The sequence below is a fragment of the Micromonospora sp. NPDC005172 genome (genome assembly GCF_040608555.1).
Lineage (GTDB): Bacteria > Actinomycetota > Actinomycetes > Mycobacteriales > Micromonosporaceae > Micromonospora.
The window spans coordinates 22,709-37,637 of sequence record NZ_JBEXIL010000025.1 but is presented as its reverse complement, the minus strand read 5'-3'; the positions used below and the strand labels follow the sequence as shown (position 1 = coordinate 37,637).

The following is a 14,929-nucleotide window of genomic DNA, read 5'->3' as shown; positions in this document are numbered from 1 at the left end:
AGACGAATGCCCCGGGCGCGCGGGCACCCGGGGCATTCGGCGGAGCTGGTCAGCGCAGGAGGAAGGCGAGCGGGCCGGCCGGGCTCTCGTTGGCCGTCCGGTCCAGCGCGGTCAGCCGGTACGTGTAGCGCCGACCGGGCTCGACCGACGTGTCCACCCAGGACCTGGTGTCGCCGGGGGTGGCCCGGACGGTGTCGACCAGGTGGGTAGCGTCGGAGGTGGCGCACTGCCCGGGCAGCGTGGTGCCGTCGAACCGGTAGATCGCGTACGACGTGGCCGTGCCGAGTGGACCCCTGCCGTCGGCGGGCTGACGCCAGGTCAGCCGCACTCCGTCGGCCTCCCGGGTGACCCTGGTGACGACCGGCGGGAGCAGCGGCTTCGCCGGCAGGTGCGGCATGGTCGGCACGAGGGCCGGACGCGAGTAGTGCTCGGCCGCGTAGATGTCGGTGGCGCCGAGCCGGTTGGCCCGCACCTGGACGGCCGAGAAGTGCACGTTGCCCTGCACCTCGGGGTACGACCGGTTGAGTGTCAGGTGGTCGGACAGCTCACGCGGGTTCTGCCAGTACGGCCCGTACGCCTCATCGCCGCTCTTGTAGTCGGCCTGGCCGATGTAGAGCTGCACCCGGGTGCCGCGTACCGTCTCGGCCCACCACGGCACGAGTCGCGCGTAGTCGGCCGCCGGGTACTGGCCGATGTACCAGTAGAGCTGCGGCACGACGTAGTCGATCCACTCCTCTTTGATCCACTTGCGGGTGTCGGCCGAGATGATGTCGTACGACTGGCTGCCGGTGGTGTCCGAGCCGAGCGGGTCCGCGGTCCTGTTACGCCAGATGCCGAAGGGGCTGACACCGAACTTCACCCACGGCTTCGCCGCCTTGATCCTGCCGTTCATCTCCTGGATGAGCAGGTTGATGTTGTCCCGCCGCCAGTCGGCCCGGTCGGTGAAGCCCCGGTTGTACGCCGCGAACGTGGCGTCGTCGGGCACCTGGTAAGTGCCGCTGGGGTAGGGGTAGAAGTAGTCGTCGAAGTGGACGCCGTCGATGTCGTACTTCGTGACCGCGTCCATCATCGCGGTCTGGACGAACTCGCGGACCTCGGGAATTCCGGGGTTGTAGTAGAGCCGGCTGCCGGCCACGCCGGCCGGCGGGTAGGCGAAGGTCCAGTCGGGGTGCTGCCGGGCAGGGTGCCCGGGGGCGAGCTGGCTGAGGTCGGCGCCGGCGCCACCGGGGGCCGGCATGGAGACACGGTACGGGTTGAACCAGGCGTGGAATTCGAGGTTGCGCCTGTGCGACTCGTCGACCAGGAAGGCCAGCGGGTCCCAGCCGGGGTCCTGGCCGCGCACGCCGGTCAGGTACTCCGACCACGGCTCGTACGGCGAGGGCCAGAGCGCGTCGGCGGTGGGCCGGACCTGTACGACCACGGCGTTGTGGTTGAGTCGTTCGGCCAGGTCGAGCAGTTTCCGGTACTCGGCCTGCTGGGCGGCGATCCGGTCCGGGCTGGTCTGGGACGCCTTGCTGGGCCAGTCGATGTTGACCACCGACGAGATCCACATCGCCCGGAACTGCCGCTTGGGGGTGGCCGGGTCCGTGGCGCAGGTGGTGGTGCCGGTGGTGTCGACCGCGCTGGGGGTGGCGTTCGCGGGGGTGACGGCGACGAACGTGCCGAGGAGGGCTGTGACCAGCCCGGCGACTCCGAGTCGGGTGGCTTTCATGCGGTGTGTCCCTTCGGTGGGGCTCCCGGATGTTTGCACGGTGCGCGGCAAGATTCGCCGCTGATATCCACGTTCCTGGTAGGAAATTTTCACACTCTGGGCATCGCCGCAAGAGTTCGTGGTTGACCAATCCCTCCGCTGGGTAGCAACGCCGGTCACCGACCGCCACCGTGGTGGTCGCACGGTGGGAGGGGTGAGCGCATGTCCGTGCTGCGAACCAAACCGATCAAGGACGTCATAGCCCAGGGCGACGCCGACGGCAGCGACGGCGGGTTAGGGCTGAAGAGACGGCTCGGTGCCCTCGACCTCACCGGCTTCGGCATCGGCATCGTGATCGGCACCGGCATCTTCACGCTCACCGGCATCGAGGCGCGCGACAGCGCCGGACCGGGTGTGGTGATCTCCTTCGCCATCGCCGGCGTGGTGGCCCTGCTCGCCGCCCTCTGCTACGCCGAGCTGGCCTCCAGCGTGCCGACCGCCGGCAGCGCCTACACCTACGCGTACGCGACGATGGGCGAGATCGTCGCCTGGATCATCGGCTGGGACCTGCTCCTGGAGTTCGCGCTCGGCGCGGCCGTGGTGGCCCGCGGCTGGTCCGGCTACCTGGCCGAACTGCTCGACCTGCCGACCCGGTGGTTCGGCGAGGAGGGCAGCGTCGTCAACGTGGGCGCCATCGCCATCGTGCTGATCCTGGGCGTCGTCGCGATCGTCGGCATCCGGGAATCCGCCCGGATCACCAACCTGCTGGTGCTGGTCAAGGTGGCGATCTGTGTCTTCGTGGTGGTCGCCGGCCTGTTCTTCGTCAAGGCCGCCAACCTCACCCCGTTCATCCCGCCGGCCGAGCCCGCCGGCAGTGGCGACGACGGCATCAAGCAGCCGGTGACGCAGGCGCTCTTCGGGTTGGAGCCATCGGTCTTCGGCTTCGTCGGGGTTCTCAGCGCCGCAGCGGTGGTCTTCTTCGCGTACACCGGCTTCGAGGCCGTCGCCAACCTGGGCGAGGAGACGCGCAAGCCCAAGCGGGACCTCACCCTGGGCCTGCTCGGCACGCTGCTGATCTCCACCGTGCTCTACATCGGCGTCTCGTTGGTGGTCGTCGGCATGGTGCCGTACACCGAGATCGACAGGGGTGCCCCGATCGCCTCGGCGTTCGAGTCGGTCGGCGCCGGCTGGGCGGCGACGCTCGTCTCCATCGCCGCGGTCGCCGGCCTGACCAGCGTCATCCTGGTCGACCTGGTGGCGATGGGCCGGATCGGCTTCGCCATCGCCCGGGACGGCCTGATCCCGCCCTCGATCGCGGCCGTGCACCCGCGCTGGGGCACCCCGTACCGGATCTCCGCGATCATGACGGTGGCGGTCGCGCTGCTGGCCGGCTTCCTGCCGCTCTCCGCCCTGGCCGACCTGGTCAGCATCGGCGCGCTCTGCGCGTTCGTGCTGGTCTCGATCGCGGTGCCGATCCTGCGCCGCAAGCGCCCGGACCTGGAGCGGCCGTTCCGGGTGCCGTTCTCGCCCGTGCTGCCGATCGTGTCCGCGCTGGCCTGCTTCTACCTGATGCTCAACCTGTCGGTGGAGACCTGGCTGCGGTTCCTCGCCTGGATGCTGCTCGGCGCGGTCATCTACTTCGGCTACGGCTACCGCCGCAACCGGCTGGCCCAGCACGAGCCCGCCGTCGCCCCGGCGCCACGCGAGCCGAGCGCCTGACCCCCTCCGCACACCACGAAGGCCCCCGCCACGCGGGGGCCTTCGTGCGTGCCGGACCACTTCTGCAACGTTGTAGAGCGGGGTAGGGTGCGCTGGGTTACATCGGGGAGGTTGCGGGGTGCGACACAGGCTCAAGGACGTGGCCGAGCGGGCCGGCGTCTCGGTGAAGACCGTCTCGAACGTGGTGAACGGCTACGTGCACGTACGCCCGGACACCCGGGCCCGTGTCGAGGAGGCCATCGCCGAGCTGAACTACCGGCCCAACCTCTCCGCCCGTCACCTGCGCAAGGGGCGTACCGGGGTGATCGCCCTGGCCGTGCCGGAACTGGACATCCCGTACTTCGCCGAACTCGCCCGCCACGTCGTCACCGCCGCCGCCGAGTACGGCTGGACCGTGCTCATCGACCAGACCGGTGGGCGGCGTGAGCAGGAGCGAGTGGTCGCCTCCGGCATCAGCGACCACCTGATCGACGGGCTCATCTTCAGCCCGCTGGCGCTCACGGCCGAGGACCTGGCCAGCCTCGACGGCACCCCGATGGTGCTACTCGGCGAGCGTGTCGACCACGGGCCCGCCGACCGCGTGGTGATCGACAACGTCACCGCCGCCCGGGAGATCACCGAGCACCTGATCCAGCTCGGCCACCGCCGGATCGCCGCGATCGGCTCGCAGCGCACCGACGAGGGTGCCAGCGCCCGCCTGCGTCTGGCCGGCTACGTCGAGGCGCTGCGCGCCGCCGGCCTGGCCTACGACGAAACCCTCGTGGCGCCCGCGACGGCCTGGCACCGCGCCGACGGCGCGGCCGCGATGCGCGGCCTGCTCACCACGGGGGTACGCCCCGACGCCGTCTTCTGCTTCAACGACACGTTGGCCCTGGGCGCCCTGCGTGCCCTGCACGAGGCCGGCCTGCGCGTGCCCGAGGACGTGGCGGTGGTCGGCTTCGACGACATCGAGGACGGCCGGTTCTCGGTCCCCACGCTGAGCACCGTCGCCCCGGACAAGGAGCAGATCGCCCGGCTGGCCGTCGAACTCCTCGCCAGTCGCCTGGACGGTGACCGCAGCGCCCCCGCCCGGGCGCTCAAGGCGCCCTACCACCTGGAACTACGCGAATCCACCAGGGCCTAGTCGAAGAAGCGGGCCAGGTGGGAGTTCGGGGCCGGCTCGGCATCCGCCGGGAGGGGCGTCAGGTCGGCGAAGATCGACGCGCCGTCGCACCCGGCGTGCAGCGGGTACCACCGGGGGGTGCCCGGTGGCCGGAGCTGACAGATCCCCTTGAACGTCTGCACGTCCATCAGGCGGACGTGGGTCGGGTCGGCCACCGCGTTGACGTGGCCCCACCAGGGGCTCATGACGTGCAGGACACCACCCGGTCGGAGCACCCGGTGACACTCGTCGACCAGGGGCAGGAAGTCGATCAGGTGCTCCAGGATGTGCACCGCGAACAGGACGTCCACCGAGTTGTCGGCCAGCGGCAGCGAACCGGAGAGGTCCGCCACCGCGTCGACCCCCGGCGCGGGGTAGATGTCCAGCCCGAGGTTGCCCGACCACTGCTTGGTCGGGCCGCACCCGAGGTCCACCACCACCGGTGCCCGTCCGCCGACGCCGACCTTGCACCAGACGCCGTAGACGCCGGCCAGCCGCCCCACCAGTTCCCGTACCCGCCGGAGGTCCGCGGGCTCGGCGACCTCCCCGCTCAGGTGGGCGACCCCTCGGTCGAACCGCACCTCGACCGCGAGGTCGCGCAGGCGGTCGTCGTGCCGGACGTGGTCCGCCCACGCGAGCGCGAGGGACTCGTCGATCAACCGCAGCCGTTCGGCCGAGGGCGGAGTCTGTGCCAAAGCGACCATTCGGGCCACCTCCCGCCGCGCGTTACCCGCCTACGCGCCCGGTATTCCCCTTCTCGCCGTCGCGCGACTGCCGACGGGCGTGTCGGCACCTCCGAGGCACCTGCCTGTTGAGCGTGATGACTGTGCGGCATCTTGATGCCGCACAGTCATCACGCTCACTGGAGTGCGCGGTCCGGTCCGGGCTCGCGCTCCGGCTCGGGCGTGCCGTGCAGGTCAGCCCGACAGCGTGCGACGACCGCCTCGCATCCGTTGGCGGGGCGGGGGGTCGGCCGGCTTCGGCCGCTTGAGGTGGTACCGGTGCAGTTCGTGGTTGCCGGGCAGGGACGGGTCCTCGCTCATCGCGACCAGTTCCCAGCCCTGGTCGCCGGCCCGGTTGAGGTGGGCCAGCGCGGTGTCGCCGTACGGCGTCACGTCCACCATCGAGCCGTCCGGGCCGTACCAGACGAAGACGACCTCCCAGCCGAGGTCGTTGGTCGCTGCCTGGCGGCGGCGGACCAGCAGGGCGTACTCCCACTTGAGCATGGCGTCATTCTCACCCCGCGCCGGCCTGCGGACCGGCATCAATCCTCGGCGATCCGCCCGCCGTCGACCCGCAGCCGCCGGTTGGTCTCGATGGCGGCCAGCATCCGCCGGTCATGGGTGACCAGCAGCAGCGTTCCGGGGTAGCTGGCCAGCGCCGATTCGAGCTGTTCGATGGCGGGAAGGTCGAGGTGGTTGGTGGGCTCGTCCAGCACCAGCAGGTTGACCCCGCGCCCCTGTAGCAGGGCCAGCGCCGCGCGCGTCCGCTCGCCCGGTGACAGGGTCGCCGCCGGCCGCGGAACGTGCGCCGCGCGCAGGCCGAACTTGGCCAGCAACGTCCGCGCGTCCGCCGGCGACATCTGCGGTACGGCGGCCTGGAACGCGTCGATCAGCGGTACGTCACCGAGGAACAGTCCTCGGGCCTGGTCCACCTCGCCGACCACCACGCCCGGCCCGAGCGATGCGGTGCCCTCGTCCAGCGGCAGCCGCCCCAGCAGCGCGGCCAGGAGGGTGGACTTTCCCGAGCCGTTCGCCCCGGTCAGCGCCACCCGGTCCGCCCAGTCGATCTGAAGGTTGACCGGCCCGAGGGTGAAACCTCCCCGGCGTACCACCGCATGTCGGAGCGTGGCCACGACGGCGCGGGCGCGGGGCGCGGCGGCGATCTCCATCCGCAGCTCCCACTCCTTGCGGGGCTCCTCGACCACCTCAAGGCGTTCGATCAGCCGATCGGTCTGCTTGGCCTTGGCGGCCTGCTTCTCGCTCGACTCGGCTCGCAACTTGCGGCCGATCTTGTCGTTGTCCGTGGCCTTGCGGCGGGCGTTCTTCACGCCCTTCTCCATCCAGCCCCGCTGAGTGCGGGCCCGCGCCTCCAGGCCCGCCTTCGTGTCGGCGTACTCCTCGAAGTCCGCGCGGGCGTGCCGCCGCGTGACCTCGCGCTCCTCCAGATAGGCCGCGTAGCCGCCGCCGTAGTGGTTGACCTGCTGCTGCGGCAGGTCCAGCTCCACCACCCGGGTCACCGTGCGGGTCAGGAACTCCCGGTCGTGGCTGACCAGCACCGTGCCGGCCCGCAGCCCGGTGACGAACTCCTCCAGCCGCTCCAACCCGGCCAGGTCCAGGTCGTTCGTCGGCTCGTCGAGCAGGAACAGGTCGTACCGGCTGAGCAGCAGCGACGCCAGCCCGGCCCGGGCCGCCTGGCCGCCGGAGAGGCCGGTCATCGGGTGGTCCAGGTCGACCGCGAGTCCCAGGTCGGCGCTCACCTGCTCGGCGCGTTCGTCCAGGTCCGCGCCGCCGAGGGCGAGCCAGCGCTCCAACGCGTCGCCGTACGCGTCGTCGGCGCCGGCCGCTCCCGCGGTGAGCGCCTCGGTCGCCGCGTCCAGCGCCGCCTGCGCGGCGATCACCCCGGTCCGGCGGGCCAGGAAGTCACGCACCGTCTCGCCCGGTCGCCGCTCCGGCTCCTGCGGCAGGTGCCCGACGCTCGCCGTGGGCGGACTGAGTCGCACGGTGCCGGCCTCGACCGGCAACAACCCGGCGAGGGTACGCAGCAGCGTCGACTTCCCGGCGCCGTTCGGCCCGACCAGGCCGACCACGTCGCCCGGGGCGACGACCAGGTCCAGTCCGGCGAAGAGTGGGCGGTCGCCGTGCCCGGCGGCCAGGTCCTTGACGATCATCGTGGCGCTCATCAGGACGGCAGCCTATCCGGCCGCCCGCATGAGACCGGTCCCCAGCGGGCAGACTCCATGACGTGGTGACCACACTGGCGATCGACTGCGGTGGCGGCGGCATCAAGGCGTCGGTCCTCGACGAGGCCGGCACGATGCGCGCCCGACCGTTGCGGGTGCCGACCCCGTACCCGCTGCCTCCCGTCCTGTTCGTGCGGACCCTGCTGGACCTCGGTGGGCGGCTGCCCACGGCCGACCGGCTGACCGTCGGTGTCCCCGGGATGATCCGGCACGGCGTGGTGGTGGCCACCCCGCACTACGTCACCCGCAGCGGACCCCGGTCCCGGGTCGATCCGGACCTGCTCGCCGAGTGGTCCGGCTGGGACGCGCGCGGTGCGCTTGCCGAGGCGTTCGGGGTGCCGGCGCTGGTGCTCAACGACGCTGAGGTGCATGGGGCCGGTGTGGTCGCGGGTACCGGTTGTGAACTGGTGTTGACGCTGGGGACGGGGCTGGGCAGCGCTCTCTTCGACGGGGGAGTCCTCGCGCCGCACCTGGAGCTGTCGCACGCGCCGGTGCGCTGGGGCACCACCTACGACACGTACGTGGGCGAGCCGGAGCGTCGCCGACTGGGCGACGCCTTCTGGTCCCGCCGCATCCGGCAGGTCGTGGACGGGCTGCGCCCGGTGTTCCGGTGGGACCGGCTCTACCTGGGCGGGGGCAACTCGCGGCTGATCCGACCGGAGCAGCTGGCCCGGATGGGCGACGACGTGGTGGTGGTGCCGAACACGGCCGGGATCGTCGGCGGTGTACGCGCCTGGGAGCTGTCCGCCGGGCGCCGGGACGCCCGAACCTGACCCTATTTCGACCGGGGGAACAGTCGCCAAACGCCGAGTGTTGTGCCAGCGTCGGAACAGGTGACGGCGCGACCCGAGGAGGTGGGCAGATGGATCTTCTGGCGGACTACCGACGGGCGACCATGTTCTTCGAAACCGGTGACCCGAGCGGAGCGGCCCGACTGCTGGAGCCGATCGTGGACGCCGAGCCCGGCAACGCGGCCGTCCGGCAGTTGCTGGCCCGGGCGTACTTCCAGTCGGCCCAGCTCAACCGGGCCGAGGAGCAGTTGCGGGAGCTGGTCGACCGGGACCCGAGCGACCACTACGCGCACCACGTGCTGGGCCGGACGCTGGAACGGCTCAACCGGCACACCGACGCGCTGCGGCACCTGCGGATCGCCGCGGCGATGTACGCGACCAACGACGACTACCGGATCGCCCTGCAACGGGTCGAGACCCGCGTGGGCGGCACGCGCTGAGCACGGAGCAGGCGGTGTACGAAGGGGCGGTCCCACGGGACCGCCCCTTCGTCGTCGCGCAGCCCTTCGTCGTCGGGCCGTCGGGCCCGGCGACACGCGTGCCTAGGATGGCGGACATGGGACCTGACCGGCCGGGGGCTGCGGCATGAAGCTCAAGCTGGACCTGCACGAGATCTTCAACAAGGGCCAGGATATCGACCGCGCCCTGCGCGGGATCATGGACGAGGCGGTCGCCAAGAAGGCCACCCTCGTCGAGATCATCCCGGGCAAGGGGTCGGGGCAGCTCAAGAAGCGTGTGCTGCGATTCCTCGACCAGAAGGACGTCAAGCAGCTCTACCACCGGGTGGAGAAGGACTCCAAGAACTTCGGCCGCCTCTTCGTCCACTTCCGCTGGAAGTAGCTCAAGCCGCCGAAGCGACCGCGTGTCACGACCCGCCGGTCTGAGCCTGCTTCAGCGGGCCGCGCAGCCAGCGATCGGCAGCGGCATGACTGCGGAGGCGAACTACGGGAAGGTCCGGACGCCGGGCCGCCAGGGCCTCGATGCGCGCGGCCGTCTGTGAATGCGTGTTCCACGCCCAGCGAACGATGTGCTCGGGGTCGGTGAACAGGGTCCAGAGCGGCGGCTCGACGTTACCGTTCCAGAGCCGCCGGCGTCGAAGACGACGGACGGCGGTCCGCCGGACGACCTGGCGCATAACGGTGATCTTCGGCAGATCCAGCCACACCAGCAGGTCCGCGAGATCGGCGAGGTGGGCGCGAATCGCCCTGTACTGCCACTCGGTCACCCAGGAGGGGCCGGCACTGAAGCGCCGTACGTCTTCTTCGAAGGAGGGACGTCTGGTCCACGAGGGCCCGTGGAAGAGGCCGTCGATCTCCACGTGCGGCGCCTGCAACGAGATGGCGATGCGGGAGGCGAGGGTCGTCTTTCCGGCACCCGAGGTACCGGCCACCAGCACGCGGCGCGGACGGCACGGCAGGGGATCGGCGGCGTCCAGGTGCGGCATGGCAATGAGGGTAGTTCGACCGGATCGGCGACCCGTATCGCTGGACGCCTTGGTGTTCCTCAAGGGCGGTCTCGATGAACAGGAGCGCTCCGTCAGCCCCATCGACGGTTGTGGCTACCGAATGGCGTTCAACGCGTCGCGGAAGTCGGCGGTGGCCTGCTCGCGGGGGTAGCGACGGTGAAGTTCGACGTCAACTTCACCGGCGACGAGCAGCAGCGAGGGCAGGGAGCGGCGCGTAGCGGCGAACGCCGCCACCCCCTCCTCGACGGCCCGGTCCAACTCGCCAGCGCGCAGGGCTGTGGCGGCGAGAGTGAGTCTGGCTTCGGCAATCCGCATGGGTGACCGCTCGGTGCCGTCCGATCCGGTGCCGAGACGCAGAACCTCGTTGGCGTAGTGCTCGGCGAGCGTGTCATGTTCGGCGAGGCGATAGGCGTCCATCGCGTAGAACAGCCATTTCCCGGGATCGACCTCGAAGTGGTTGTCGGGCCGGTCGGGCGAACCGAGGTCGTCGAGCAGCCGCCGACCCCGATCGAGCGCCGTTCGCGCGCCCTCAACGTCGCCGAGTCGTGCCAGCGCTTTGGCTTCCTGTGCGATCAGTTGCACCCCCACCCGCTGTCGACCGGCGGCTTCCTGCCCAGCTCGGGCGGCAGTCAACATCGCCCCGTGCCGGGACTGGGTGAGTGCGAACCACGCCGTCATCTCCCACGCCCAGCCGGTGATGCCGGCGTGACCGGCCTCCTCGCCGAGCTGATGAGCGGCAGTGCGGGTGGCCTCGGCGCTGGCGCGCATGCCGAGGTCGTATTCGACGCAGCCGATCAGCAGCGCGAGCCAGCCCGCGCACACCAACAGTTCACGGTGCTGCCGTAGCCCGGTGGGTCGCTGTAGCAGTCGGGCGACCTCGCGCAGCCAACCCTGACCTTCGGCGCGGAGTTCCCCGGCGTCGCGCCACCCGTACTGGCAGCACAGCTCGGTCACGGTCGCCCGCAACGTCTCGATGGTGGCGGGGGCGGTGTCGCTGGCGTGCATTCGATGTAGCAGCTCGACGGTCTCCGACGGCCGGGTGTCGGAGGCAGCGGCGATGTCCAGGGCGGCGCAGGCGATCAGCTCCCCACGAGCGGCCAGGACGTCGTCGATCCGACGGGCCAGATCCTCACCCGGTCGTCGTCGGCCGTTCTCAAGCCGTGAGAGGTGACCCTTGTCGGCGGGCAGCAGCTCGGCGAGAGCGGCCAGGCTGAGCCCGTGCGCTTCCCGCGCTGTCCGCATTCGGGCGCCGAATGTTGGCATGTCTCGCCCCTCCCGCCGGAGTTGCCAGGTTGCCGGTGCGCATTGGCAACGCGCAACCCGTCGACCGATGTGAGCGTACCGCCGCACGGTGTATCGGACGCGTACGCGCAGTGACGGTGGGAGGCGTGGTGGCAGTTTGGAAGCGGTTCAAGAGCTGGTGGAGCAGGCGGAGTCAGGTCCAACTGGACGTGACCGGAGCAGCGACCTGTTACCCACAGCGGTTCGGCGCGTACGGGATCACGGTGGGGGACGGCAACCGCGACGGTGGGCGGGCGGCTCGGTGACGGCTGGAGAACGGCAGACTGCACGGGCCAATCGGGCTGAACGGTCGGTGTCAGCGCTCGATCGCCGGATGGACGGGGAGCACCTGCCACGCCGGCCGCAGTGGCACTGCCAGACATGTGCGGCAGACACGCCCTGGCCGTGCCATCCCGCGCGGGTGCGCCTGGCCGAGGCGTACGGGCGGGACCGCATCGGCCTTTCTATCTACGTCAGTGGACTGCTCTTCGTTATCGTCGTGGATCTGCCCGAGGTGGCGCCGGCAGGCGACGGGGTCATGTTCTACTCCGACTGGGCGCACGGTCACAGGCTGGCGGTGAGGAGGCCGCACACGGCCAGCGGGAGCACCGCGCTCAGGGTGCCCACCAGGGCCTGTCCCAGTCGGACAACTCGCATCAGCCGCCGGGCTTACCGGTCGGGGGCGGGGGACCTGCGGTGACGAGCCGGACCGTCGGTTTCAGCTCGGCGCAGAGCTTGCGGGGAAAGGCCGGAGCCGCCTTGAGGACCGCGTCGCACCCACCCGACGTGGTCCTGGCGACGGTCGACCATCCGGCCGGCTCGTTACGTAGGAAGTAGCGCCGTACGGCGGTGTTCACCTCGCATCCGGGGCGCGGCTCGACGCCGCACGACGTCGGGTCGTCCGGCACCGTCATGATCAGCCAGTTCCCGTCACAGGCTTCGACGTGGCCCTGCGAGTGGCGGGACACGTCCATTCCCCGTACGGCCGCACGCGTCCAGGTCGGATCGCAGCGGTCCTCCGGCGGCTTGCAGCCAAGGGTCTCGTCACACGGGCTGTACGCGCCGTTCTCCAGCGCCCACGTCTTCTGGTTGAGCGACAGCGAGCGGTCGCCGATCGGCTCCGCCGACGTGAGGGTCACCTCGGCGTTTGCGAAGGTCGGGCAGGCGCCGACGACGGCGGACCCGGCCGATTCCTCCACGATGTCGGCGAAGATGACGCCGTTCTCCTCGGTCTGGTTGTCGACCCGCACGTTGCGGGAGCAATCATCGCCACCAGCGAGCGCCTTGACCTGCACGGTCACCGTCCGGACACCCGGACCGGGCGTCACGCCGCTCACCTCGGCCTGGTGGGTGCCCCATTCGGCGGACGCGCTCGGTACGGCGTCTTCGGGCCGTGTCTGCGGCGCCGCACAGGCAGCCACTCCCGGCGCGATGGCAGTCAGCAGGCAGAGAGCGGTTGCGAGCCGGCGCATGACTGGCATCCTGCCCGACGGTGCCACGCTTTGCGGTCCCGGCCACGTGATCCACTCCAGTTCGGCGAACTGGGGGTATCCCCGCAGCAAGATGGCCCCAGTTCGACGATCTGGAGTCGATCATCCGGCGCGGAGGGCGGGCACGGCCGGCGGCCGAGGTGCGGGCTTGCGTGTGAGTCAGGCGTCGGTGCGGGAGGTGTGCGCGACCGGTCGCCGTGACCAGCACTGCGGGCGCTGCCGCACGGCCAGCTCCAGCGTGAGGTGGTCGGACTCGATCATTTCCCGGGCTATTCGACGCGCCATCTCCAGGCGGTCGACGTACGCGTCAAGATCGGTCGGGCCGGCGCCAGCCATAATCGAACTCCTCGTCCGCAATCGAACTAGTCGCATCATCTATCGGATCGAGAGCCATCACCATTCTCCGATCGGTGGATTCGATCCGCCGTACGGCTCTGCGTGTCGTACCCCCGGTTGGGCCGATGGTAACGGCACGTCCGCCACCCGGCCCGGGAACTGCCGAATGTGTGCACGAGATGCGTCGAGGTCAATGGTGGGGTGCGGATTTGCTGCCGGTGGCTACATTGCACGGTGCGCGGATCGGGGGGCGCGACCTGTCGGTGAGGGATCTTCGACACGAAAGGACCGCCGTGCGACAAGCGAGCAGAACCGATCCGTTGTTCGTGGCCGTCGAGTCCGACACGATCACCCGCGCGGACGTCGCCGGTCTCGTCGCCGGGCGGATCGCCGCCGTCCGGGTGCCGGGGCTGCTGTCCGCCGCCCGCTGCCACGCCGTCACCGCCGCGCTCGCCGACGCGGAGATGGACCGTTACGACGAGAGCCGTGTGTTCCCCGCCGTTGCCAAGTTCGGCCCGGCCATCAACGACCACCGCGATGGTGGTGACCTGCGCGAGGACTACTGGGAGGCCGCTGAGGCCGCCGAGAAGGGTTGGGCCACGCTGGGCCTGCCGGACGCGCCGCGCGAGTTGTGCCTGGCCGCGTTCCGGGCCGCCTGGCCGGACGTGTCACCCGGGCGGCGGCAGGGGCGTCAGATGCACGTCGGCATCGTCCGCGAGATCAACGCCGGCCTTCAGGTGCACTTCGACGACGCGGTCCGGGAGTACGCCGGTCGGCTGCTGGACGCCGAGGTGGTGGCCCAGTTGGCGTTCAACATCTACGTCCAGGTGCCGCCCGCCGGTGGCGAGACGGTGCTGTGGCGTCGCCGCTGGCAGCCGGACGACGAGGACCTGCGCATTCCCAGCGGGTACGGCTATTCAGAGGCGGTGGTCGACGGCGTCCAGTCGTTGACGTTGCGGCCGACGTTGGGAGAGGGATTCCTGTTCGACCCGCGCCACTACCACACGGTGCGTCCGGCAATGGACGGTCGGCGCATCTCCGTAGGATGTTTCGTCGGGCTCACCGACGATGGTCGACTGGCTCTCTGGTCGTAGTGAAGGGCGTTTCCCCATGGTGGACAGAAGTGACGTCGAGGCGGCCGCGGCGCGGGTCGAGGGGCGGGTCCGTGAGACGCCGGTCATCGCGGTCGACGGCGCTGACCTGGGCGTTCCCGGGCTGCTCAGCCTCAAGCTGGAGCTGCACCAGCACACCGGGTCGTTCAAGCCGCGCGGCGCGTTCAACCGGATGCTCCAGGGGTCGCTGCCGCCCGCCGGGGTGATCGCCGCGTCGGGGGGCAACCACGGTCTCGCGGTCGCGTACGCGGCCCGCTCGCTGGGCGTACCGGCTGAGGTCTTCGTGCCGGTCACCGCATCACCGGTGAAGGTGCAGCGGTTGGCCGGCCTGGGGGCGCAGGTGCGGCAGGTGGGCCAGCACTACGCCGAGGCGTTGGCGGCCAGCACCCAGCGGGCCGCCGAGACCGGGGCGCTCGTGGTGCACGCCTACGACCAGCCGGAGGTGGTGGCCGGTCAAGGCACCGTGGGGCGGGAGTTGGAGCGCCAGCTCGGGGCGGTGGACACCGTGCTGGTGGCGGTCGGCGGCGGTGGGCTGGTGTCGGGCATCGCGACCTGGTTCGACGGGTCGGTGCGTGTCGTCGCCGTCGAGCCGGAGCAGATCCCCACCCTGCACACCGCCCTGAAGGTGGGTCGGCCGGTCGACATCGAGGTGGGCGGTATCGCGACCGACTCGCTGGGCGCGCGCCGGATCGGCGAGATCGCCTTCGACACCGCCCGGCGCACCGGCGTGGTCCCGGTGCTGGTGCGCGACGACGACCTGGTGCGCGCACGTCGACTGCTCTGGTCGGAGCTGCGGATCGCCGCGGAGCTGGGTGGTGCCGCCGCGCTGGCCGCCCTGGTCGGCGGGGCGTACGTGCCGCAGGCGGGGGAGCGGGTCGCGGTGATCGTGTGCGGTGGCAACACCGATCCGAGCGACCTGGGCCCCTCCGCGCCGCACTGACA

16 protein-coding genes are annotated in these 14,929 nt (G+C 70.9%); 8 read left to right on the top strand and 8 right to left on the bottom strand.

What is annotated here, in order from left to right; genetic code table 11:
• Window positions 1–49: 49 nt before the first annotated feature.
• The gene (locus ABZV06_RS18545) at window positions 50–1,711 is read right to left on the bottom strand and encodes a family 10 glycosylhydrolase (protein ID WP_355622803.1); all 1,662 of its coding nucleotides are present in this window, start codon (window positions 1,709–1,711) and stop codon (window positions 50–52) included.
• Between the two features lie 201 nt (window positions 1,712–1,912).
• Here ABZV06_RS18545 and ABZV06_RS18540 point away from each other — a divergent pair, with 201 nt between their 5' ends.
• Window positions 1,913–3,409, top strand: coding sequence for an amino acid permease (locus ABZV06_RS18540; protein WP_355245040.1), 1,497 nt, complete (start codon window positions 1,913–1,915; stop codon window positions 3,407–3,409).
• A 118-nt stretch (window positions 3,410–3,527) separates the two neighbouring features.
• On the top strand, window positions 3,528–4,532 hold the full coding sequence (locus ABZV06_RS18535; RefSeq protein WP_355245043.1) for a LacI family DNA-binding transcriptional regulator: 1,005 nt from the start codon (window positions 3,528–3,530) through the stop codon (window positions 4,530–4,532).
• Here the strand turns inward: ABZV06_RS18535 and ABZV06_RS18530 are convergent.
• The 3 genes from ABZV06_RS18530 to ABZV06_RS18520 all read right to left on the bottom strand — a co-directional run bounded on the left by ABZV06_RS18530 (window position 4,529) and on the right by ABZV06_RS18520 (window position 7,452).
• Window positions 4,529–5,254, bottom strand: a complete 726-nt coding sequence (locus ABZV06_RS18530; RefSeq protein WP_355622800.1) for a methyltransferase domain-containing protein — start codon at window positions 5,252–5,254, stop codon at window positions 4,529–4,531. The genes ABZV06_RS18535 and ABZV06_RS18530 overlap by 4 nt on opposite strands.
• A gap of 213 nt (window positions 5,255–5,467) precedes the next feature.
• Window positions 5,468–5,815, bottom strand: a complete 348-nt coding sequence (locus ABZV06_RS18525; RefSeq protein ID WP_355245049.1) for a hypothetical protein — start codon at window positions 5,813–5,815, stop codon at window positions 5,468–5,470.
• Window positions 5,815–7,452 carry an ABC-F family ATP-binding cassette domain-containing protein gene (locus ABZV06_RS18520; RefSeq protein WP_355622797.1) on the bottom strand — a complete coding sequence of 546 codons (1,638 nt, stop codon included), beginning with the start codon at window positions 7,450–7,452 and terminating at the stop codon, window positions 5,815–5,817. The genes ABZV06_RS18525 and ABZV06_RS18520 overlap by 1 nt, the downstream gene beginning before the upstream one ends.
• A 62-nt stretch (window positions 7,453–7,514) precedes the next feature.
• Between ABZV06_RS18520 and ABZV06_RS18515 the strand changes: the two genes are divergently transcribed.
• The 3 genes from ABZV06_RS18515 to ABZV06_RS18505 all read left to right on the top strand — a co-directional run bounded on the left by ABZV06_RS18515 (window position 7,515) and on the right by ABZV06_RS18505 (window position 9,143).
• Window positions 7,515–8,285 carry an ROK family protein gene (locus tag ABZV06_RS18515; RefSeq protein ID WP_355245054.1) on the top strand — a complete coding sequence of 257 codons (771 nt, stop codon included), beginning with the start codon at window positions 7,515–7,517 and terminating at the stop codon, window positions 8,283–8,285.
• A gap of 89 nt (window positions 8,286–8,374) precedes the next feature.
• Window positions 8,375–8,743, top strand: a complete 369-nt coding sequence (locus ABZV06_RS18510) for a tetratricopeptide repeat protein (RefSeq protein WP_355245057.1) — start codon at window positions 8,375–8,377, stop codon at window positions 8,741–8,743.
• Between the two features lie 145 nt (window positions 8,744–8,888).
• Complete coding sequence (locus ABZV06_RS18505) at window positions 8,889–9,143, top strand: Smr/MutS family protein (RefSeq protein WP_007465523.1); 255 nt, start codon at window positions 8,889–8,891, stop codon at window positions 9,141–9,143.
• A 25-nt stretch (window positions 9,144–9,168) separates the two neighbouring features.
• Here the strand turns inward: ABZV06_RS18505 and ABZV06_RS18500 are convergent, their stop codons facing one another.
• On the bottom strand, window positions 9,169–9,747 hold the full coding sequence (locus ABZV06_RS18500) for an AAA family ATPase (RefSeq protein ID WP_355245060.1): 579 nt from the start codon (window positions 9,745–9,747) through the stop codon (window positions 9,169–9,171).
• A gap of 114 nt (window positions 9,748–9,861) precedes the next feature.
• Entirely contained in the window at window positions 9,862–11,031 is a 1,170-nt protein-coding gene (locus ABZV06_RS18495) for a helix-turn-helix domain-containing protein (RefSeq protein WP_355622794.1), read from the bottom strand.
• A 128-nt stretch (window positions 11,032–11,159) separates the two neighbouring features.
• Here ABZV06_RS18495 and ABZV06_RS18490 point away from each other — a divergent pair, with 128 nt between their 5' ends.
• Window positions 11,160–11,315 carry a hypothetical protein gene (locus ABZV06_RS18490; RefSeq protein ID WP_355245066.1) on the top strand — a complete coding sequence of 52 codons (156 nt, stop codon included), beginning with the start codon at window positions 11,160–11,162 and terminating at the stop codon, window positions 11,313–11,315.
• Window positions 11,316–11,705: 390 nt separating this feature from the next.
• On the opposite strand, the gene ABZV06_RS18485 is transcribed toward ABZV06_RS18490, so the two are convergent.
• Together ABZV06_RS18485 and ABZV06_RS18480 are read right to left on the bottom strand one after the other, a co-directional pair.
• Complete coding sequence (locus tag ABZV06_RS18485) at window positions 11,706–12,521, bottom strand: hypothetical protein (protein WP_355622791.1); 816 nt, start codon at window positions 12,519–12,521, stop codon at window positions 11,706–11,708.
• Between the two features lie 177 nt (window positions 12,522–12,698).
• On the bottom strand, window positions 12,699–12,875 hold the full coding sequence (locus tag ABZV06_RS18480; protein WP_355245071.1) for a hypothetical protein: 177 nt from the start codon (window positions 12,873–12,875) through the stop codon (window positions 12,699–12,701).
• Window positions 12,876–13,168: 293 nt separating this feature from the next.
• On the opposite strand from ABZV06_RS18480, the gene ABZV06_RS18475 reads away from it, so the two are divergent.
• Both ABZV06_RS18475 and ABZV06_RS18470 read left to right on the top strand, forming a co-directional pair.
• Window positions 13,169–13,969, top strand: a complete 801-nt coding sequence (locus ABZV06_RS18475; RefSeq protein ID WP_355622788.1) for a hypothetical protein — start codon at window positions 13,169–13,171, stop codon at window positions 13,967–13,969.
• A 16-nt stretch (window positions 13,970–13,985) separates the two neighbouring features.
• On the top strand, window positions 13,986–14,927 hold the full coding sequence (locus ABZV06_RS18470) for a threonine/serine dehydratase (protein WP_355622786.1): 942 nt from the start codon (window positions 13,986–13,988) through the stop codon (window positions 14,925–14,927).
• Window positions 14,928–14,929 lie beyond the last annotated feature (2 nt).

What these genes read in the sequence shown, in the direction of transcription:
- ABZV06_RS18545 (WP_355622803.1), bottom strand. Translation starts at nt 1,711, where the DNA reads ATGAAAGCCACCCGACTCGGAGTCGCCGGGCTGGTCACAGCCCTCCTC.
- ABZV06_RS18540 (WP_355245040.1), top strand. Translation starts at nt 1,913, where the DNA reads ATGTCCGTGCTGCGAACCAAACCGATCAAGGACGTCATAGCCCAGGGC.
- ABZV06_RS18530 (WP_355622800.1), bottom strand. Translation starts at nt 5,254, where the DNA reads ATGGTCGCTTTGGCACAGACTCCGCCCTCGGCCGAACGGCTGCGGTTG.
- ABZV06_RS18525 (WP_355245049.1), bottom strand. Translation starts at nt 5,815, where the DNA reads ATGCCGGTCCGCAGGCCGGCGCGGGGTGAGAATGACGCCATGCTCAAG.
- ABZV06_RS18520 (WP_355622797.1), bottom strand. Translation starts at nt 7,452, where the DNA reads ATGAGCGCCACGATGATCGTCAAGGACCTGGCCGCCGGGCACGGCGAC.
- ABZV06_RS18510 (WP_355245057.1), top strand. Translation starts at nt 8,375, where the DNA reads ATGGATCTTCTGGCGGACTACCGACGGGCGACCATGTTCTTCGAAACC.
- ABZV06_RS18505 (WP_007465523.1), top strand. Translation starts at nt 8,889, where the DNA reads ATGAAGCTCAAGCTGGACCTGCACGAGATCTTCAACAAGGGCCAGGAT.
- ABZV06_RS18500 (WP_355245060.1), bottom strand. Translation starts at nt 9,747, where the DNA reads ATGCCGCACCTGGACGCCGCCGATCCCCTGCCGTGCCGTCCGCGCCGC.
- ABZV06_RS18495 (WP_355622794.1), bottom strand. Translation starts at nt 11,031, where the DNA reads ATGCCAACATTCGGCGCCCGAATGCGGACAGCGCGGGAAGCGCACGGG.
- ABZV06_RS18485 (WP_355622791.1), bottom strand. Translation starts at nt 12,521, where the DNA reads ATGCGCCGGCTCGCAACCGCTCTCTGCCTGCTGACTGCCATCGCGCCG.
- ABZV06_RS18480 (WP_355245071.1), bottom strand. Translation starts at nt 12,875, where the DNA reads ATGGCTGGCGCCGGCCCGACCGATCTTGACGCGTACGTCGACCGCCTG.
- ABZV06_RS18470 (WP_355622786.1), top strand. Translation starts at nt 13,986, where the DNA reads ATGGTGGACAGAAGTGACGTCGAGGCGGCCGCGGCGCGGGTCGAGGGG.